Source organism: Serratia sp. szju (genome assembly GCF_044594185.1).
GTDB lineage: Bacteria > Pseudomonadota > Gammaproteobacteria > Enterobacterales > Enterobacteriaceae > Serratia > Serratia bockelmannii.
This window is the reverse complement of record NZ_CP172576.1, coordinates 3,771,131-3,791,184: the sequence shown is the minus strand read 5'-3', so window position 1 is coordinate 3,791,184 and position 20,054 is coordinate 3,771,131. Positions and strand designations below refer to the sequence as shown.

General features: G+C 59.5%; 19 protein-coding genes. 11 read left to right on the top strand and 8 right to left on the bottom strand.

Features of this window, described 5'->3' with window-relative positions:
• The first annotated feature begins 36 nt into the window (after window positions 1-36).
• The 3 genes from RE418_RS17950 to RE418_RS17940 all read left to right on the top strand — a co-directional run bounded on the left by RE418_RS17950 (window position 37) and on the right by RE418_RS17940 (window position 2,560).
• Entirely contained in the window at window positions 37-1,428 is a 1,392-nt protein-coding gene (locus RE418_RS17950) for an amino acid permease (protein WP_025302967.1), read from the top strand.
• 217 nt (window positions 1,429-1,645) lie between these two features.
• Entirely contained in the window at window positions 1,646-2,131 is a 486-nt protein-coding gene (locus RE418_RS17945; protein WP_089180958.1) for a hypothetical protein, read from the top strand.
• Between the two features lie 33 nt (window positions 2,132-2,164).
• Window positions 2,165-2,560, top strand: coding sequence for a pyridoxamine 5'-phosphate oxidase family protein (locus RE418_RS17940; RefSeq protein WP_089180959.1), 396 nt, complete (start codon window positions 2,165-2,167; stop codon window positions 2,558-2,560).
• Between the two features lie 99 nt (window positions 2,561-2,659).
• Here the strand turns inward: RE418_RS17940 and RE418_RS17935 are convergent, their stop codons facing one another.
• Complete coding sequence (locus RE418_RS17935; protein ID WP_025302970.1) at window positions 2,660-3,070, bottom strand: hypothetical protein; 411 nt, start codon at window positions 3,068-3,070, stop codon at window positions 2,660-2,662.
• 184 nt (window positions 3,071-3,254) lie between these two features.
• On the opposite strand from RE418_RS17935, the gene folM reads away from it, so the two are divergent.
• The 4 genes from folM (at window position 3,255) to RE418_RS17915 (ending at window position 7,614) form a co-directional block, all read left to right on the top strand.
• Window positions 3,255-3,977, top strand: a complete 723-nt coding sequence (folM, locus tag RE418_RS17930) for a dihydromonapterin reductase (protein WP_025302971.1) — start codon at window positions 3,255-3,257, stop codon at window positions 3,975-3,977.
• A gap of 75 nt (window positions 3,978-4,052) precedes the next feature.
• Window positions 4,053-4,778, top strand: coding sequence for a two-component system response regulator RstA (gene rstA / locus RE418_RS17925; RefSeq protein ID WP_004938307.1), 726 nt, complete (start codon window positions 4,053-4,055; stop codon window positions 4,776-4,778).
• Window positions 4,775-6,079, top strand: coding sequence for a two-component system sensor histidine kinase RstB (rstB, locus tag RE418_RS17920; RefSeq protein ID WP_089180960.1), 1,305 nt, complete (start codon window positions 4,775-4,777; stop codon window positions 6,077-6,079). Before rstA ends, rstB begins: the two co-directional genes overlap by 4 nt.
• 35 nt (window positions 6,080-6,114) lie before the next feature.
• Window positions 6,115-7,614: a carboxypeptidase M32 gene (locus tag RE418_RS17915; RefSeq protein WP_025302973.1), complete on the top strand. Its 1,500-nt coding sequence runs from the start codon at window positions 6,115-6,117 to the stop codon at window positions 7,612-7,614.
• Window positions 7,615-7,780: 166 nt separating this feature from the next.
• On the opposite strand, the gene RE418_RS17910 is transcribed toward RE418_RS17915, so the two are convergent.
• Window positions 7,781-8,686, bottom strand: a complete 906-nt coding sequence (locus RE418_RS17910; RefSeq protein WP_049207473.1) for an alpha/beta fold hydrolase — start codon at window positions 8,684-8,686, stop codon at window positions 7,781-7,783.
• Window positions 8,687-8,871: 185 nt separating this feature from the next.
• On the opposite strand from RE418_RS17910, the gene asr reads away from it, so the two are divergent.
• Together asr and RE418_RS17900 are read left to right on the top strand one after the other, a co-directional pair.
• The gene (asr, locus tag RE418_RS17905; protein ID WP_025302975.1) at window positions 8,872-9,147 is read left to right on the top strand and encodes an acid resistance repetitive basic protein Asr; all 276 of its coding nucleotides are present in this window, start codon (window positions 8,872-8,874) and stop codon (window positions 9,145-9,147) included.
• 294 nt (window positions 9,148-9,441) lie between these two features.
• Window positions 9,442-10,254 (top strand): serine protease, encoded by an 813-nt coding sequence (locus tag RE418_RS17900; RefSeq protein ID WP_043143623.1) that lies wholly within the window; start codon window positions 9,442-9,444, stop codon window positions 10,252-10,254.
• 98 nt (window positions 10,255-10,352) lie between these two features.
• Here RE418_RS17900 and hrpA read toward each other — a convergent pair whose 3' ends face one another.
• Window positions 10,353-14,240 (bottom strand): ATP-dependent RNA helicase HrpA, encoded by a 3,888-nt coding sequence (gene hrpA, locus RE418_RS17895; RefSeq protein ID WP_089180961.1) that lies wholly within the window; start codon window positions 14,238-14,240, stop codon window positions 10,353-10,355.
• A 269-nt stretch (window positions 14,241-14,509) separates the two neighbouring features.
• Between hrpA and azoR the strand changes: the two genes are divergently transcribed.
• Window positions 14,510-15,115 (top strand): FMN-dependent NADH-azoreductase, encoded by a 606-nt coding sequence (gene azoR, locus RE418_RS17890; RefSeq protein WP_015377994.1) that lies wholly within the window; start codon window positions 14,510-14,512, stop codon window positions 15,113-15,115.
• Here the strand turns inward: azoR and RE418_RS17885 are convergent.
• The 5 genes from RE418_RS17885 to RE418_RS17865 form a co-directional block, all read right to left on the bottom strand.
• Complete coding sequence (locus RE418_RS17885) at window positions 15,112-15,249, bottom strand: hypothetical protein (RefSeq protein WP_127145959.1); 138 nt, start codon at window positions 15,247-15,249, stop codon at window positions 15,112-15,114. The genes azoR and RE418_RS17885 overlap by 4 nt on opposite strands.
• Window positions 15,234-15,557, bottom strand: a complete 324-nt coding sequence (locus RE418_RS17880) for a YdbL family protein (protein WP_025302978.1) — start codon at window positions 15,555-15,557, stop codon at window positions 15,234-15,236. The genes RE418_RS17885 and RE418_RS17880 overlap by 16 nt, the downstream gene beginning before the upstream one ends.
• A gap of 8 nt (window positions 15,558-15,565) precedes the next feature.
• On the bottom strand, window positions 15,566-15,763 hold the full coding sequence (locus RE418_RS17875; protein WP_025302979.1) for a YnbE family lipoprotein: 198 nt from the start codon (window positions 15,761-15,763) through the stop codon (window positions 15,566-15,568).
• Window positions 15,760-18,372, bottom strand: a complete 2,613-nt coding sequence (locus RE418_RS17870; protein ID WP_089180962.1) for a YdbH family protein — start codon at window positions 18,370-18,372, stop codon at window positions 15,760-15,762. The genes RE418_RS17875 and RE418_RS17870 overlap by 4 nt, the downstream gene beginning before the upstream one ends.
• A gap of 324 nt (window positions 18,373-18,696) precedes the next feature.
• Entirely contained in the window at window positions 18,697-19,521 is an 825-nt protein-coding gene (locus RE418_RS17865) for a LysR family transcriptional regulator (RefSeq protein WP_089180963.1), read from the bottom strand.
• A 139-nt stretch (window positions 19,522-19,660) separates the two neighbouring features.
• Here RE418_RS17865 and RE418_RS17860 point away from each other — a divergent pair, with 139 nt between their 5' ends.
• The gene (locus RE418_RS17860; protein WP_089180964.1) at window positions 19,661-19,951 is read left to right on the top strand and encodes a putative quinol monooxygenase; all 291 of its coding nucleotides are present in this window, start codon (window positions 19,661-19,663) and stop codon (window positions 19,949-19,951) included.
• The last annotated feature ends 103 nt before the right edge of the window (window positions 19,952-20,054 follow it).

The window sequence follows — 20,054 nt, the reverse complement described above, 5'->3', positions numbered from 1 at the left end:
CCTTCCAGTTGTTTATTCTGCGTTCAGGATCCGTCATTGGAAAAAAAACTCGGTCTTACCGCGCTAACCGCTTTGGTGCTCAGCTCGATGCTGGGCGCCGGCGTGTTCAGTCTGCCGCAAAACATGGCGCAGGTCGCCAGCCCCGCCGCGTTGCTGCTGGGTTGGGGGATCACCGGCGTCGGCATTCTGTTTTTGGCGTTCGCCATGCTGTTGCTTACGCGTCTGCGCCCGGATCTGGACGGCGGCATCTTCACCTACGCCAAAGAAGGATTCGGCGAGCTGATGGGCTTCTGCTCCGCCTGGGGTTACTGGCTGTGCGCCGTGATCGCCAACGTCTCGTATCTGGTGATCGTGTTTGCGGCGCTGAGTATTTTTACCGATCGCGGCGGCAACGTGATTCTCGGTGACGGCAATACCTGGCAGGCGCTGATCGCCGAATCCGCCCTGCTGTGGATCGTGCACGCGTTGGTACTGCGCGGCGTGCAAACTGCCGCCAGCATTAACCTGGCGGCCACCCTCGCCAAGCTGCTGCCATTGGGGATGTTCGCCGTTTTGGCGGCGATCGCCTTCAAAATGGACGTGTTCACGCTGGATTTCAAAGGTATCGCCCTCGGCAAGCCGGTGTGGGAACAGGTCAAGGACACCATGCTGATCACCCTGTGGGTGTTTATCGGCGTGGAAGGCGCCGTGGTGGTTTCTGCTCGCGCCCGCAATAAGAAAGACGTGGGCCGCGCCACCATGCTGGCAGTGCTGTCGGCGCTGGCGGTGTACCTGATGGTCACCTTGCTGTCGCTGGGCGTGGTGCCACGCAGCGAACTGGCCGACATGCGCAATCCGTCGATGGCGGTGCTGATGGTGGAACTGATTGGCCCGTGGGGAGACGTGATCATCGCCGCCGGTCTTATCATCTCCGTGTGCGGCGCCTACCTCAGCTGGACCATCATGGCGGCGGAAGTGCCGCTGCTGGCCGCACAGCACGGCGCGTTTCCGCGCGTGTTCGGCAAGCAGAACCGCCATCACGCCCCAGCGTCTTCGCTGTGGCTGACCAACATCGCGGTGCAGCTGGCGCTGGTGCTGATCTGGCTGACCGGTAGCAACTACAACTCGCTGTTGACCATCGCGTCGGAAATGATCCTGGTGCCTTACTTCCTGGTCGGCGCATTTCTGTTCAAGGTGGCTTACCGCCGCCGCGACAAACGCCTGATCTTCGCCGCCACCGGCGCCTGCGTCTATGGTTTATGGCTGCTGTACGCTTCCGGCCTGATGCACCTGCTGATGTCGGTGCTGCTGTATGCGCCGGGCCTGTTGGTGTTCATGTACGCCCGCCGCGGCCATCAGGATATCAATCTGCTGAATCGCCTGGAAAAAGGCAGTATCTTACTGCTGTTGGTGGCCACGCTGCCCGCCGGCTGGTTTATGCTGCACTAAAGTGCCCCGTCAATGCGGCTGCCCGTCAGCCGCATTTTGCTTCCTCTTTTCCCTGCTACCACGCTCCCCCCCTTTGCACAGTCAGCCATGCGCCACGCTTGCGATCTCAAATGCAATTAATTATCATTATCATTTATTGATTAATGGTAAGACGCGAGTGCCCCTGGCGAGAGGCGTCAGGCGGCGGATGAAGACAGGCTAAAATGGAAGGCATTTCATGGCTGAGAAACTGCTGCACGCATTACCTTTGTTTGCCGCCTGGGAGGCGCTGATCGCCGAGGGCAACACGGCGTTTAATCAGCGGCACGATCGCCAGGCGATGACCAGCTATCAACAGGCGCTGGAGGGGGCTCAGGCGATCATCGCCGAGAAGCCTTGGCTGAATGCGGACTATACCGCCAGATTTGAAGCGCTGAATATTTTCGAGTCTGCCCTTGCCGCGCTGATCGTCACGTTCAACAACATCACCCATCTGCGCCTGCGGCAGAAGCCTCTGCGCGGCGTCGAGCTGCATGTTCATCGGGCCCGAGTCGCTATCGAGCAACTCTTGGCCGATTCGTCGCTGTGCGAACAGATGCAGCAGACCGCTGAGCGGCACCTGCTGCGCTTCAGGATTGAAACCCTGCACTTACTGCGCGAGCACCGTCTGCCGGAAACCAGCATCTGCGCGCCCGCTACCCACCATTCCGCCACCGTGCATTAACAGTGACACATCAACCTGAGGGGTAATCTGCCCATGAATGAATTGAATGACGAGATGAAGAAGATGCTGGCTAAACAGCTGCCAGTGCAGGCAACCAGCAGCCCGAGCGGCGTGCCCGATATCGGCCCCAAGCGTTCTCTGCGCCCCTATGATGACCGTACACTGATTTACAACGAAAATACCGGTGGCCAAACGCTGCAAAACATCAAGGAAGGCTCGAAAATGGCCGTTGTGGTCATCGACCGCGAGGCACTGGACGGCTACCGCTTCGTTGGTACACCCGAACTGTTTCTGACGGGCAAACCGTTTGACGAGGCGCTGGCATTTGCAGAAAAAAACGGGATGAATCCGCCGAAATACGCGGTGTTAATACATATAGACAGTATTTACACCCTGCGTTCCGGTCCCAATGCCGGGACCCGACTTTAGACAGCACGCGTCACGCGGCGTGAGATTTCACGTTCATGGTTAGGCCATCTCAGCAGGTCAATTGCCTAACCATGAACGGGCGGCCGGGTTGATTCCCGGTCAGCTTTTAGGGGGAATGGTGACGGTCATACGCTCACCCACCAGGGCGATCGCAATGCCTTCCGCGCACTCTTTTTGAATGGCCGCCAGCTGTTGCGCCTCCAGCGCATAGGGCAGCTGAATATCAAATACCGTCAGGCCCTGCTGCTGCGCCAGGTCAATCAGGCGCACGATATTGGTTTCATCGCTAACCTGCGTTGACACCACCTGCAACGCCAGCTCTTTCAACTGCTCTTTGCGCGTTTGTGACGTGGTCACGCGCGATTTCAACACCATGCCGAAGATCGGCATCACACCATAAATAGCATCAACAAAGCGCCAGTGCTTCCTGCACGATGCGGACAGAAAATCCATGTAGTCAAAACAGATTTTCTCACTGCGCGCGATGGATGCAAGGTGATTGCTGTTCATCCCCTCATTCCTCTCATGGCCAGTGTTAACCCGTGGTCTTTCAAGCCGCCGCCGGACGGCAACCTGAAATGCATTGGGGATCTTACATCCAGAAATGGATAATCATGCGAAGCTTTAACGACTTTCCGCCGTATGATGGCATAATTCCCCTATTGTTTGCCAGTCTGTCCAGGAGCTTTAATCAATGGAACACCCCAACTCTGCCCCGGTGCTGATTACCGGCGGCGCGCGGCGCATAGGGCTGGCGCTCGCCAGAGCGTTTCTCCAGCGCGGCGTTCCGGTCATTATCGCCTATCGCAGCGAATATCCGGCGATGGCCGAGTTGCAGGCCTTGGGCGCCCGCTGCATTCAGGGCGACTTTGCCACACATGAAGGTATCTACCGTTTCGCCGACCAGGTGCGGCAAGTGGCGCCCAAGCTGCGCGCGATGATCCACAACGCCAGCGCCTGGCAGGCCGAGTCACCGGAGGTGCCGCCGGAACAGGTGATGGCAGCAATGCTGCAAATTCACGTTTACACGCCCTATTTGCTCAACCAGCTGCTCGAATCCTGTCTGACCGGCCAGGGCCAGGCTGGCGCCGACATTATCCATCTCACCGACTACGTGGTGGAAAAAGGCAGCGACAAGCATATCGCCTACGCCGCCAGCAAGGCTGCGCTGGACAATATGACTCGTTCGTTTGCCCGCAAGCTGGCGCCGGAGGTCAAGGTCAACGCCATCGCGCCGGCGCTGATCATCTTCAATCCGGGCGACGACGAAGCCTACCGCCAGCAGGCGCTGGCGAAATCGCTGATGAAGGTCGCACCCGGCGAAAGTGAAGTGGTCAATCTGGTGAACTACCTGCTGGAGAGCCGCTACGTCACCGGCCGCACCCACGGCGTCGACGGCGGGCGGCCGCTGCGCTGACGCCAAGATCCGCATGGCGCAACGTCGCGGGCCGCGCTATGCTCAAATCCGCTTTTTATATTAAAACACGGGCATATGCATAAAATTGTTTTTGTGGAAGACGATCCTGAAGTCGGCAAACTGATCGCCGCCTATCTGGGCAAACATGACATCGAGGTGCTGATCGAACCGCGTGGCGACAGCGCGCAGGCGCGCATCGAGCGCGAGCAACCCGATTTGGTGCTGCTGGACATCATGCTGCCCGGCAAAGACGGCATGACGCTGTGCCGCGATCTGCGCCCTACCTTCCCCGGCCCGATCGTGCTGCTCACTTCGCTCGACAGTGACATGAACCATATCCTGTCGCTGGAGATGGGCGCCAACGACTATATCCTGAAAACCACGCCACCGGCGGTGTTGCTGGCGCGCCTGCGTTTGCACCTGCGCCAACACAGCCAACAGCCGAAAGAAGAGTCGGTTCAGCCGCTCACCCAGCATAACGCGCTGCATTTCGGGCTGCTGTGCATCGATCCGGTCAACCGTCAGGTTACGCTGGGCGAAGAAACCATCACCCTGTCCACCTCGGATTTCGATCTGCTGTGGGAGCTGGCGACCCATGCCGGGCAGATCATGGATCGCGAGGCGTTGTTGCAAAACCTGCGCGGCGTGAGCTACGACGGTATGGATCGCAGCATCGACGTGGCGATCTCCCGCCTGCGTCGTAAGCTGTACGACAATGCGCTGGAGCCTTTCCGTATCAAGACGGTGCGCAACAAGGGCTATCTGTTCGCCCCTAACGCTTGGGCTTCGGTGCAACAATGAGAAAACTTTTCGTCCAGTTCTTCCTGCTGCTGTTCGTCTGTTTTCTGGTGATGGCGATGCTGGTCGGCCTGGTGTACAAGGTGACCGCCGAGCGCGCAGGCCGCCAGTCGATGGACGATTTGATGAAAAGCTCGCTGTACCTGATGCGCAGCGAGCTGCGCGAAATCCCGCTGAAGGACTGGAACAAGACTATCGCCACGCTGGATCTCAATCTGTCGTTCAAGCTGCATATCGAACCGCTCGGCAAACAGGAACTGAGCGAGGATCTGAAAAAGCGGCTGCGGCTGGGTGAAATCATCGCCCTCGACGATCAGTACACCTTTATGCAGCGCATTCCGCGCAGCCACTATGTGTTGGTGGTCGGCCCCATTCCTTATCTGTTCTATCTGCACCAGATGCGCCTGCTGGATCTGGTGTTGCTGGTGTTTATCGGCATGTCGCTGGCGCTGCCGGTGTTTCTGTGGATGCGGCCGCACTGGCAAGACCTGCTCAAACTGGAAAACGCCGCCCAGCGGCTCGGTGCCGGGCATCTGGATGAACGCACCCACTTCGATCCCACTTCCAGCCTAAGCCGGCTCGGCGTGGCGTTCAACCAGATGGCCGACAGCGTCAACACCCTGATCGCCAGCAAGAAACAGCTGATCGACGGCATCGCGCACGAGCTGCGCACGCCGCTGGTGCGCCTGCGCTATCGGCTCGAGATGAGCGATAACCTGTCCGAAGGCGAACAGCAGGCGCTGAACCGCGATATCGGCCAGTTGGAGTCGCTGATCGACGAGCTGCTGACCTATGCCCGCCTGGACCGGCCGCAGGTTGCGCTAAACATTGAACCCATCGATCTGCCAAAGTGGCTGGAGGACAAGATCGACGATATCCGTCTTATTCATCAGGAACGCGACATCCAGCTCGATATCCCGCACGTCGGCGACTTTGGCGGCGTCGATCTGCGCCTGATGGAACGCGTGCTCGATAACCTGGTCAATAACGCGCTGCGCTATTCCGAGCAGCGTCTGCGCGTGGGTCTGTGGTTCGACGGCGACCTCGCCTGTTTGCAGGTCGAAGATGACGGGCCGGGTATCCCGCCGGAAGAGCGCGAGCGGGTATTCGAGCCTTTCGTTCGCCTCGATCCCAGCCGCGATCGCGCCACCGGCGGCTGCGGACTGGGGCTGGCCATCGTCCATTCCATCGCCGTCGCCTACCAGGGACAGGTGTTCGTCGAGAGCAGTTCGCTCGGCGGCGCCAGTTTCCGTTTCTGTTGGCCGGTGAAGCCGACATTCAGTTTAAAAGCCGATCTGGCGTAATACCGCCGGACCCTTCTCATTGGAGTCGAATAATAATGACATCTGCACATTCCAACACGTCTGCTTACGATCACCTGCGCGCGCTTTTTAGCCGTCTGTCGCGTTTCGGCCACCTGTCCGCCATCGCCGGTTGGGACATGCAAACCATGATGCCGCCGGGCGGCAGCAAGGCGCGCTCCGAAGCACTGGCCGAGCTGAGCGTGCTGCAGCACCAGCTTTTAACAGCGGAAAGCACCGGCGCGCTGTTGGATCGCGCGCAGCAAGAGACGCTGGACGAGATCGACCGCGCCAACCTGCGCGAAATGCGCCGCCAGTATGAAGACGCGGTGCTGCTACCGGCGTCGCTGGTCGAAGCCAAATCGCTCGCCGGCGCGCGCTGCGAACACGCCTGGCGCGCCCAGCGCCCGGCCAACGACTGGGACGGCTTCGCCGAGAACCTGCGCGAAGTGGTCAAACTCAGCCGGGAAGAGGCGCAGATCCGTGCGCAGGCGGCCGGCACCAGCCGTTACGACGCCCTGCTCAATCTGTATGAACCGGGCATGCGCAGCAGCGATCTCGACCGCATCTTCGGCGATCTGAAAACCTGGCTGCCGGATCTGCTGCAGCGCGTGGTGGCCAAACAGGCTAATGAGCCCTGCCAGGCGCCACAAGGCCCGTTCAATGTGGACACCCAGCGTCAGCTGAGCCTGAGCGTCATGAAACTGCTCGGTTTCAATTTCGACAACGGCCGTGTCGACGTCAGCGCCCACCCGTTCTGCGGCGGCGTGCCGGAAGATGTACGCATCACCACGCGCTACAACGAGAAAGAGTTTTTGACCGCGCTGCTCGGTATCGTGCACGAAACCGGCCACGCCCGTTACGAACAGAACCTGCCGCGCGATCTGCTCGGCCAGCCGGTCGCCCTGGCCCGCTCTACCGCCATCCACGAATCGCAGAGCCTGCTGTTCGAAATGCAGCTGGCGCGCGGCAATGAATTCCTGAAAATCTTGCGTCCGCTGGTCACCGCGCAATTTGGCGAACAGCCGGCGCTGGAAGAAGCCAACTTCATTCGCCTCAACCAGCGCGTTAAACCGGGCCTGATCCGCGTCGACGCCGACGAGGTGAGCTATCCTGCCCACGTCATCCTGCGCTACGAAATTGAAAAAGCGTTGATCGAAGGCGAGGTCGAAGTGGAAGACATTCCGGCATTGTGGAATGAAAAGATGCACGCTTACCTCGGCCTCGACACCATCGGCAACTATCGCAACGGCTGCATGCAGGATATCCACTGGACAGACGGCGCGTTCGGCTACTTCCCGACTTACACCCTCGGCGCGATGTACGCCGCGCAGCTGTTCCACAGCGTGCGCCAGGCCCTGCCTTCGCTGAGCGAGGATATCGCCGCCGGCAATCTGCAGCCGCTGTTCCACTGGCTGCAGCACAACATCTGGCGCCACGGTAGCCGCTTCCCGACCGAGACGCTGATCGCCAACGCGACCGGCGAAGCGCTCAACCCACGCTACTTCCGTCAGCATTTGGAAAACCGCTACCTGTAATCTCTCCTGGCGCGGCCCTGCCGCGCCCTTTTTTCCTCTGGTTGACCTGACACTGTTCCATAGTGCACTTTCCTGCGGGTAACGCCTTGGCTACAGAGTGGCGGGTGGCCACCCACCATTAGTATGTTGTAACTAAAAAAGCAAAAATACCGAACCAACCGGCCTCTCATCCCAATGCATGGCGGGCGATCATCGCCGCCAGCTGCGGCCTCAACGCGGCGGGCAGGTCATGCCCCATGCCCGGCATAATCTGCAATCTGGCGTTGGCGACGGCCCGAGCGATCGCCACCCCGCCGGCCTTGCGCACCAGCCGATCGCGATCGCCGTGAATCACCAGCGTCGGCGCGGCGATGCGCCGGCTGTAACGCCGCAGATCGCCGCTGCCGAGCAACGCGGAAAGTTGCCGCTGCATGCCTGCCGGATCCACACCCCGCTTCAGCAACCGCGTCACCAGGGCATCCAGCTCCGCCTCCTCCGGTGGATAAGTCGCGGTGCCAAGCGCGCGCAGAAAGGCCTTCATCCCTTCCTGGCGCTGCTGCAGCGTCATATCGGCGGCAGGCCGGCGCACCAGCAACCACAGCAGCGAAGGCGCCGGCGGCGGCAACAGCGGCTGATTGGTGCTGGAAAACAAGATGCATAACGAGGCGACGCGCTGCGGGTATTCGGCGGCCAGCACCTGGGCGATCATCCCCCCCATCGAAGCGCCCAGTACGTGAGCCTGCGGAATTCGTAAATGATCGAGCAGATGCGCCGCGTCCGTTGCCATGTCCGCCAGGGTATAAGGCACCGGCGTTTGCCAGCCAAGCTGGGCGCGCAACATCAGCAGCCACAATGGCTGTGAGCGTTGTGCCTGCGTTTTTCCTGAAAGGCCGACGTCGCGGTTGTCATAACGGATCACCCGAAACCCCATGGACACCAGGGCGCGGCAGAAGTCGTCAGGCCACAACAGGAGCTGCGCGCCGATGCCCATGATGAGCAACAACGGCGGGTGCGTCTCATCGCCCCAGTCCTCATAGGCCAGCGGCACCTCGCCCTGTTCAGTCACGCCACAACGAATCGTTATCTCGTTCATTTTAAATCCCTTTTTCCTTGTCTGGCGGTCATTATAGCAGCAATCCCCCTCGCCACCGCCGCCCTGTACATTAGGTTACATGCCGAAACCAATCACTCACGGAAAGCCGGACGCCGTTTGCCTACTATCATCTCAACGGCCCCGCAGTGGGGTTGGTACCCAAAAGTCATGTTGAGGATTCTGCGATGAAAAAAGTATTAGCTCTGGTTGTTGCCGCTGCAATGGGTCTGTCTTCCGTGGCTTTCGCTGCCGAGGCTGCCACCACCGCACCTGCGGCTACCGCAACCACCGCCACCGCTGCGCCGGCTAAAGCTCAGGTGAAACACCACGGCAAGAAAGCCCCGGTTCAGAAAGCTCAGGCGGCCAAAAAGCATCACAAAAAAGCCGGCAAGAAAGCCCCGGCGCAAAAAGCCCAGGCGGCTAAAAAGCACCACAAGAAAGCCAGCCACAAAAAAGCGTAATATCGTGAGGGTCCCCTCACCGTTTCAGGCTTGACGTGTACGACACCCGGTTCACCGGGTGTTTTTTCATCGGGGGGTTCTCATTGATGCTGCGCCGCTACCTGTTCGAGATCGTTCTGACCGCCCTGATCCTTTGCGGACTGATCGCCGTCTTTTTTTACCTGTAGCCTGCCGCATCGCCGGCGGGAAATTATTGAAAAATCAATTATTGCCCATCCACATGGCTGCTAAATCAGTCTATAGTTAGCATTCAGTGTGTTTATGGATGATCCGTATTTGTCAGGCAAGAGATCTATGCGCATATCCGTTTTACTGTTGCTGTGTTCACTCCCGCTCATCGCTTCTCAGGCGGCACGCGCAGACGGCCCGTCCAAGGCCGAGCAAACGCGTCTGTTTTTCGGCAAAGATGAACGAATCAAGGTCACGGATACCGCCGCCAAGCCGTGGCAGGCCATCGGCCAGGTCGAAACCGCCAGCGGCAATCTGTGTACCGCCACGCTGATCTCCCCACACCTGGCGTTGACCGCCGGCCACTGCGTGCTGGCACCGCCGGGGCAATTGGATAAAGCCATCGCTCTGCGCTTCGTGGCGGGTGATAAGTCGTGGCAGTATCAAACCGACAATATCGAGACCCTGGTCGACAGCAAACTGGGCAAAAAGCTGAAGCCGGACGGTGATGGCTGGATCGTCCCGCCCGCCGCGGCCGCTTATGACTTTGCGCTGATCCGTCTGAAAGACAAAAAACCGCTGCCGATCGCACCCTTGCCGCTGTGGCAAGGCGACAGCAAGGCGCTGACTCAGGCCCTGAAACAGGCCAAACGGCTGATAACTCAAGCGGGCTACCCGGAGGATCATCTGGATGACCTCTACAGCCACCAAAACTGCAAGGTCACCGGCTGGGCCCAGCAAAGCGTACTGTCGCACCAGTGCGATACTCTGCCCGGCGACAGCGGTTCGCCGTTGCTGTTGAAAACCGCCGACGGCTGGCAACTGATCGCCATCCAAAGCTCGGCACCGGCGGCGAAAGATCGCTATCGCGCCGATAACCGTGCCCTGGCGGTGCCCGGTATCCGCGAAGCGCTGGACGCGCTGGCGGCAGGCAAATAATCCTCTCTCAACGGCGCATTATGCGCCGTTGCTGTTTCTCTGCTCTGCGAATTTCAACTTGCGCTGCGCCGGCCGCTTGCCGGCCGGTGCACCCGAGCTTAGCTCGAAAGCTGCTCGATAGTTTGCAGAATGCGCTTATCGGAGATCGGGTAAGGCGTGCCCAACTGTTGCGCGAACAGGCTGACGCGCAGCTCTTCTATCATCCAGCGCACCGCTTTTACTTCTTCCTCCTGCTGTCGCTTCGGCGGCAGCTTGTTCAGCCACTGCTGCCAGGCCTGCTGCACCTGCTCCACCCGCAACATCTGCGCGCGATCGCGGTGCGGATCAATAGCCAATTTTTCCAACCGCCGCTCGATCGCCTGCAGGTAACGCAGCGTATCCGGCAGGCGTTTCCACCCGTTGCCGGTCACGAAGCCGCGGTAGACCAGCCCGCCGAGCTGGGTCTTGATGTCCGACAGCGCCAGCGCCAACGACATGTCCACCCGGCCTTTCAGCCGTTTGTTGATGTTGAAGACCGCCGTCAGGATCTGTTCAACCTGCTTGGCCACCTCGACGACCGTGTCGTTCAGCTCGGCGCGGATCTGCTCCTGCAGCCGTGCAAAGTCTGCTTCTTGCCAGACCGGGCCGCCGTGTTCGGCGATCAGCTTGTCGATGCCGCACGATATGCAGTCGTCGATCAGCTCCAGCACCTTGCCGTACGGGTTGAAATAGAGCCCCAGCTTGGCTTTGTTCGGCAGTTTCTCATGCAGGTATTTGATCGGTGAAGGAATATTCAACAACAGCAGGCGACGCGTGCCCTGCCACATCGCCTGTTGCTGCTCGCTTTCGCTGTCGAACAGGCGGATCGCCACGCTGTCCTTTTCATCCACCAGCGCCGGGTATGCCTTCATCGAATAGCCGCCGCGCTTCTGCTCGTAAAACGCCGGCAATTGGCCAAAGCTCCAGACATGCAGGTTACTCTGCTCCAGTCCGTCATCGGCCACCGCCGACAGCGTCTCCTGCACCTTCTCTTTCAACTGCAGGCGCAACGCGGCCAGATCTTTGCCTTCGCGCAGCGTCTGGTTTTTCTCGCCCACCACGCGGAAGGTCATCTTCAGATGATCGGGCACCTGATCCCACTGCCAGTCATCACGTGACACGGTCACGCCAGTCATGCGCCGCAGCTCGCGCTCCAGCGCGTCCAGCAGCGGCAATTCCAGCGCCGTTACGCGGCCAAGGAACGCCTCGGCGTAGTTCGGTGCCGGCACGAAGTTGCGACGCACCGGTTTCGGCAGCGACTTGATCAGCGCAATCACCAGTTCACGGCGGATGCCGGGGATCTGCCATTCGAAGCCCTGCTCTTCCACCTGGTTGAGGATCGGCAGCGGGATGTGCACCGTCACGCCGTCAGCGTCGGTGCCCGGTTCAAACTGGTAGCTCAGCCGCAGCTTGAGGTTGCCCTGATGCCAGAAGTTCGGGTAATCCAGCGCGCTGATCTTGTTGGCGCCGTCTTTGATCAGCATCTCTTTTTCGAAGTTCAGCAGATCCGGCTGCTGCTTGGCCGCGCTCTTCCACCAGCTGTCGAAATGACGGCCGGACACCACGTCGTTGGGGATGCGGCGATCGTAGAAGCCGAACAGCATTTCGTCATCCACCAGAATGTCGCGGCGGCGCGATTTATGCTCCAGTTCTTCCACCTCGGCGCGCAGCTTTTGGTTTTCGCGGAAGAAGGCGTGGCGCGTCTGCCAGTCTCCCTCTACCAGCGCATGGCGGATAAACAGCTCACGGCACAGCAGCGGATCGATGGCGCCGTAGTTGACCTGGCGCGCCGCAACGATCGGCAGACCAAACAGCGTGACCTTTTCGCTGGCCATCACCGCCCCCTGCGACTTCGACCAGTGCGGTTCGCTGTAGCTGTGTTTCACCAAGTGCTGAGCCAGCGGCTCGATCCATTCCGGTTCGATGCGCGCGGCGATGCGTCCCCACAGGCGGCTGGTTTCCACCAGTTCGGCCACCATGGTCCACTTCGGTGGCTTCTTGAACAGGCCGGAGCCGGGGAAGATCGAGAAGCGGGCGTTGCGCGCGCCGGTAAATTCCTGCTTGTCCGTATCCTTCTGGCCGATGTGCGACAGCAGGCCGGTCAGCAGCGCGGTGTGGACGCTGCGATAATCGGAAGGCGTGCTGTTGATCGGCAGCCCCAGTTCTTTCACCACCTGGCGCAGTTGGGTATAGATATCCTGCCACTCGCGCACCCGCAGGTAGTTGAGAAAATCGTTGCGGCACAGCCGGCGGAACTGACTGGAAGAGTTCGCCTTTTGCTGCTCCTGCAGATAATCCCACAGGTTGACGAACGCCAGGAAGTCCGAGTCTTTGTCGGCAAAACGGCGGTGTTTTTCATCCGAGGCCTGCTGCTTATCCATTGGGCGCTCGCGCGGATCCTGAATCGACAGCGCGGCGGTAATGATCATCACCTCGCGCACGCTGCCGCTCTTCTGCGCTTCCAACACCATGCGCGCCAGACGCGGGTCGATCGGCAACTGCGCCAGCTGCCGGCCCTGCGGCGTCAGCTGATAGTGGCCGTTATCGGCGGTGGTGATCGCCCCCAGCTCTTCCAGCAGGCGCACGCCATCCTGAATGTTGCGCTTGTCCGGCGCCTCGACAAACGGAAACGCGGCGATGTCGCCCAGCCCCAGCGAGGTCATCTGCAGAATGACCGACGCCAGGTTGGTGCGCAGAATTTCCGGATCGGTAAACGCCGGCCGCGAGAGGAAATCCTGTTCAGAGTACAGACGGATGCACACGCCCTCCGACACGCGGCCACAGCGCCCTTTACGCTGGTTGGCGGAGGCCTGCGACACCGGCTCGATCGGCAGGCGCTGCACCTTGGTGCGGAAGCTGTAGCGGCTGATGCGCGCGGTGCCCGGATCGATGACGTATTTGATGCCCGGCACCGTCAGCGAGGTTTCCGCCACGTTGGTGGCCAGCACGATGCGGCGGCCGTGGTGCGACTGGAAAACCCGGTTCTGCTCGCTGTTCGACAGGCGCGCATACAGCGGCAGCACCTCGGTGTGCGGCAAATTGAGGCGGTTCAAAGCGTCGGCGGTATCGCGGATCTCGCGCTCGCCGCTCATGAAGATCAGAATGTCACCCGGCCCTTCGCGCCCAAGCTCGTCCACCGCATCGAAAATCGCCTGCAGCTGGTCGCGGTCGGTATCATCGCCGTCGTCCACCACCGGGCGGTAACGCACCTCCACCGGGTAAGTGCGGCCGGAAACCTCGATGATCGGCGCATTGTTGAAGTGGCGCGAGAAACGCTGCGGATCGATGGTCGCCGAGGTGATGATCACCTTGAGATCCGGGCGCTTCGGCAGCAGTTCGCGCAGGTAGCCGAGAATAAAGTCGATATTCAGGCTGCGCTCGTGCGCTTCATCGATGATCAACGTGTCGTACTGCATCAGCAGGCGATCCTGCTGTATCTCCGCCAGCAAGATACCGTCAGTCATCAGCTTGACCAGGGTGCTTTCCCCCACCTGATCGTTGAAGCGCACCTTGTAGCCGACGCTGCCGCCGAGCGGGGTTTCCAGCTCGTCGGCGATGCGGTTGGCGACGGTGCGCGCCGCCAGGCGGCGCGGCTGGGTATGGCCGATCAGCCCTTTCACCCCACGCCCCAGCTCCAGACAGATCTTCGGCAACTGGGTGGTTTTTCCCGAGCCGGTCTCCCCGGCGACGATCACCACCTGGTGGTCGCGGACAGCGTTTAAGATGTCCTGCTTTTTCTGGCTGACCGGCAGGCTTTCCGGATAGGTAATGCGCGGGCAAGACGCGGCGCGCGCCTGCACTTTTTGCCGCGCCGTCGCGATGTCGCTTTCCACGTCGGCGGCGACCGCCAACTGGGCATCGGGATTTTTGATTTTTCGTGCGCCCTGCAGGCGACGACGCAGGCGTTGTTGATCGCGGAGCATCAGCTCGCCCAGTTGGGCCGGCAGTGCCTCGAGCGGAGATTTCACGTTCGGTGTTCCTTGTTTCTTCGCCGCCAAGGCCAGGCTTGGCAACGGTTTAATGTTTTTTTAGCGATTTTTTTGCTTTAGCCGCACAGCCTATCACAAACGGCTTTCTCCCCCTACTTCCGCGAGTAAAGCGTCGCCATGTCATTCAATAAAATTGAACGGAGATCTCGAAATATTGCGCTATCACTGTTGGGGGAATGTGAATAGCATGTACTTCATGCAAGGGACGCTGAGTCCTGATGTCACTGTCACAACGTAAGGAATTATCGATGAGCAACGTATTGGTTCTGAAATCAAGCATCCTGGCGACCTACTCTCAGTCTAACCAACTGGCCGATTTCTTCGTAGAGCAATGGAGCAACGCCCACAGTGGCGACACCATCACCGTGCGCGATCTGGCCGCACAGCCAATCCCGGTGCTGGACGGTGAACTGGTCGGCGCGCTGCGTCCTTCCGATGCTCCGTTGACTCCACGTCAACAAGAAGCGCTGGCCCTGTCGGACGAGCTGATCGCCGAGCTGCAGGCCAATGACGTCATCGTGATTGCCGCACCGATGTACAACTTCAACATTCCGACCCAGCTGAAAAACTATTTCGACCTGGTTGCCCGCGCCGGCGTGACCTTCCGTTACACCGAAAACGGTCCGGAAGGCCTGGTAAAAAACAAACGCGCCGTGATCCTGACCAGCCGCGGCGGCATCCATAAAGGCACCCCGACCGACCTGGTAGAACCTTACCTGCGTCTGTTCCTGGGCTTCATCGGCATCACCGACGTGGAGTTCGTCTTCGCGGAAGGCATCGCCTATGGCCCGGAAGTGGCGACCAAAGCACAGGAAGACGCCAAGGCGGCCCTGTCTCAGGTGGTTGCTGCCTAAGACCCTGCGCAGGGGCGCCGAGCCCCTGCCGGACAAGAGGCAAGTCCTGTCAAACCTGCACTACCCTCATAATAATCATCTATCCGTATCTTTTGGCGCGCCAGACGGCGCGCTTTTTTTATTTCTTCAGCCACTGCCCGTTGATGCCGCGCACATACTCGCCGCTCTGCGCCCGCGTCACCAGCTTCTGCCCGGCCATGCGCGCCACTTCGTCGACGGCGATATGGTTGCCGTTCGCCACTTCCTGATACTTCTCGGCGCGGCCGGCGTTGATGCGTTTCACCAGCGCCAGGGTTTCCGCGTCCTGCTTCACCGGCGCGATGTAGCCGCTCAGGGTTTCACCTACCCGCCCTTGCTGCTTCGCCTCATCCAGCGTCAACGCCATCGCCATGCCACTGAACAACCAGGCGGCGCCGGCCAGCCACAAATAACGTTTTTTCATGTCGGCTCCTAGAACAGACCGCTTTGGGTTTTCAGCAGGTTTTCGACGTCCTTATCCACCTTGATATGAATTTCATGCTCGATCTTGACGTTCATATTGATGGTGATCGGATCCTTCGGCGTCGCCACCTCGATGCGCGGCACGCAGCCGCTCAGCAGCGAAACGCACAGCACCGCTGCCAGCGTCGACACACTCATGATTTTCATTGTTGCTCCCCAGGTTGTGAGAGGGCCTGCTCCAGCCACTCCTGTAAATTGTCGCCGAAGCGCAAACTGCGCCACAGCTGAAACACGTTTTCCTGATGGCGATAGTTCAGGATCACCTCGCGCTTGGCGCTTTTCTGCGGGTTGATGCCGTCGATGCGCGCGCTTAGCGTCAACTCGCCCAGGTTGTCGAGATCGACCCGGGCATGCGAACGGTTGATTTCCATGTAGCGCAGCCAGTCGATCGCCGCGCCGGTCGCCAGGTTATTGCTGCCGATGGCGTCGGCCATGTCTTTGTCCAGGCGCAGCGTCAACGTGCCGGCGTTGGCGATCCAGCCGTTTTGCACCAACCACTTCGGATGGTTCAGGAACAGCGGCAGCTCGCCGTCGACCCGGCCGGACATGGCGAACTGCTTCGGTTTCAGGGCGGTAAACAGCGCGCTGAGATCGACCTTATCCAGCTTCAGTACCGCGGCGTCATGCTGCGGCAACCGCAGCGCCGACAAGCTGATATGCCCGTTGAGCATGTCCACGCCGACGTTGCTCAACGTCAGCGGCTGCCCTTCGCTATAAGGATAGGTGCCCTGCAGATCGGCGGAAATGTTCTGCATCTCGAATAGGTTGGTGAAAGACTTGATGCGCAGCGATACCGGCTGTTTAGCTCCCAATTGCCAGTGATGCTGCTTGAAACGGTACGACAGGATGAAATCCAGGCCGCTCATTTCGCCGTCTTTCAGCCACATGCCGCCGTTTTTCACCACCCAGTGGCCACCGGCCTCGAACCCTTGTTCACGGGCGGCGGAAAACGCCGACTGCGCGTAAAACTCGCCGTCGCGCAGCGTGAGATTGAGATCCGGTGCCAACAGCGGTTGGAAGACCTTCAGCGACTGTTTCGGCCACCAGCCTTCGCCGCGCAGACGTTCGCCGTCCCAACGGCCGCGCAGCGCGATCGGCCCGATCTGTTGCGCCTGCAGCTTGCCCTGCATCTGGAAACTGTTCGGCGAACGGCCGTTCACCTGCAGCGCCAGCACCGGCGCCGGCAGATAGCCACCGTCGCTGAAGCTGACCTTATCCGCCGCCAGCTGGAATTCGCCGTTGAACTGCGGGCTTTGTTCATCACGCTGCCAGCGCAGCGGCTGGTTGAGGCTCAAGCGCGGCGCGGCGACCGTCACCAGACCGTACTTCAATTTGTCGAAACCGGTGGAGAGCTTGTCGAGCACCAGCTCGCTGTCCTGCCAACGACCGCTGCCGGCGACGTCCCAGGCGGCCTGCAGCGGCGGCAACCGGCCGTTGCCCCAGTAACGCCACTGCCAGTCGCCCTTGTCCGGCCAGAAATCCTGCGCCTGGCCGTCCAGGTGGAGCTTGAAACGCCCCCAATAACTGTCGCTGGCGCTCAAAATCGCCTGCAGGCGGCCGGTGATGCCGGCGGCGGTCACCTTCACGCCGGCCAGCGGTAGACGCGCCTCTTCCAACGTCATTTCCGGCGTCGCTTTGCCCCACAGACGCAGCAGCGAACCTGGCTGCAGAACCAGCGTCGGGTTAAGAATGCTGCCGCCGATCACGCCCGGGATCGACGCGGTGGTGGAGAAATCGGCCAGATTGGCCTGCCCGGTCAGTTGGAAGCGCAGATCGCTGTCGGTCAACCCCACCTTGCCCGGCCCGAGGGTGAGCACCGCATTACCCTTGCCGTTGTGGCCGGCGGTGATCACGTTCAGCCGCGCGCTGATCTCCGTTTCATCCAATCCCTTGCTCCAGTCGTGCAGCGCGATGCTGAGGCCGCCGTTCAACGGCTGTCCGCTGTAGGGCCAACGCCACTCGCCCTGCTTGATGCTGACCCGCTGCGGGGTCACTTCCCACGGCAGCACCGCCAGCGGCCGATCGTCGCCTTTCTCGCTCACCGTCAACACGCCCTGCTGCTGTTGCCAGCGCATATCCAGCAAAACCGGTTTTTCCAGATAGGCCGTCTGCATTTCACCCTGCAACGCGCCCTGCTTCGGCAGGCTGGCCAGATCCAGCGGGAGAGTTATCTTACCGGCTAGGTGCAGCGGTTGCGCGCTGTTGGGCGGGACGACGGTCAGACTCTGCAACGTCAGCTGCTGTTTTTCATCCAGCCGCGCCTCGGCGCTGAGATTCGGTCCCCGATAATGCAGACGTTGCCCGTCGGGGCCGGAGGAAATCTGTAGCTTGCCGGCATAGCGCTGCCAGGGAATAAGCGTCAGATCATTAATGGTGAGATCCAGCGCCGGCAGTTGCCGCTGCAATTGATCGAGCGCGAGCGGCGCGCTGTTGGCGTCGCCGCCCGGCAGTTTTGACAAACAGGCGCTATCGACGCTGACCTTATCGCTCGACAGCTGCCAGCGGCCTTGGCGGTAAGCCAGCCGCGTCGGACCGACGTTGGCCAGCAGGCAATCTTGCGCGGTGAAACGTGCCCCCGGCAACGCCAGGCCGCCTTGGCGCCAATGCAACTTGCCCTGTAACTCAAGTCGGCTTCCCGCCGGGAACCAATGCGATAACACCCCCGGCAGCCAGCGCGGCAAAGTTTGCCATAACGCCAGCACCAGAATTGCACAGCCCGCCACGGTCCCTATGAATACTTTCAATCGCCTGGTCATTAAATGATTGCTTCGTTCCTGAGTTAGGCATTGGTTAAGTCTATGCCTGAATTGACAATAATGATGGCACGAATTTGACATAGGGTGAAGCTGAGCGGGGTCGCAAAGGCGATTTGCACCTTTTTAGCGCAAACGTGTGCGAAGTTGTAGATTTTCGTTACATATACATCACATAAATAGGACGGTTTTCAGACTTTTGTTATTGTCGTTACCGTTGATGATTAATAGTCTTGCAACCATTCTAATAAAAGTTTAGCTGCTAGCTAACTGTGTACTAGAGAAGCCATTCCCCACACCCCCGTGGGGATTTTTTTGCCGCTAATTTCAAATCACGGCCTCAATAAAAGCCTGTACTATGCGGTTGTCGCTCGCTTTACGCCAGATAGCATAAATATCGCTGCGCATTTCATTCCCGCACTCGGTATACGCAACCTCCCGCTGTCGCGCCAGGCTCTCAGGGACAAACGCATACCCCAACCCCGCGCTTACGCAGGCGAATATCACGTCATAGCATTCCACCTCCAGCAGCGCGGCGGGGATCACTTGCTGCTTTTGCAGCCAGGCGTCCACCAGATGGCGATAGTGGCATTGACGCGAATAAACATAGAGATCGCTTTTTGCCAACAACGCTGGCTGATACGCCCCGCCAATGAAGACCAAACGCTCCTGAAAAGCACGCCGGCTCTGCAGCTGCGGATGTTCTATCGGCCCATCTGAAAACACCACGTCCAGAGTTCCTTTTTGCAATTGAAACTCCAGATCCAGCGAATAGCCCTGCACCACACTCAACTGAACGCGGCGGTTCTGCGCACGGTAATGCGCCAACTTTTGCGGCAGATGATGACTCAAGGCGATATCCAGCGCGCCAAGCTTCAGTTCACCCTGCACCGGATCCTGTTCAAGCTGCGCTCGCGCCCGCTCTTCGATAGCCAAAAAGCGCTTGGCTTTATGGTAAAGCGCCCGACCTTCCGGTGTGAGCGACAGTCGATTGCGCTCACGATCAAATAGCGTAACGCCACACGCCATTTCCAACTCTTTTAATTTCTTGGTCACGTTAGAGGGCACGCAAAACAGCCTCTCAGCCGCTGCCGTGAGACTCTCTGACTCAACCACCATGCAAAAGGTCACCAACTGAGCACGTTTCAACATCACAAACCTTCACCAAAAATGAATAGCAACGGAACTTTATTTCACTTTTAGTCAACCATCAAGTCCGTAGAATCCTCGCAGTCAGCACATTGCTGCCACCTGGAAATTCCAGTTTCATTATCGACTGAGGAAATAAACCATGATCACGCTCAATGTCTTTTTTCAGGTCAATCCGGCCAAACGCCCCGCGTTTCTCAGCCTGCTCAACACCATGGTGCAGGAATCCAATAAAGAAACCGGCTGCTCTTTTTACCAGCTTTGGCAATGCCAGAACGATGAAAACAGCTACGCGCTGATCGAAAACTGGGACGATAAGGTGGCGCTTTCGGCACACCAGAAAACCCCGCATTGGGTCGCCTTTAACGATGCCGTCAACGGGTACTTGACCCATGACTACGATGAGCATCATTACACAGAAATCGCTCGCTAACATCGCGTGAACCGGCCCTATGGGGCCGGTTTCATCCTCCTGGTTGACCGAACAAACCCCACGCTGGCCAAACCGCTAACCAATTGTCGAATTTACTAAAATC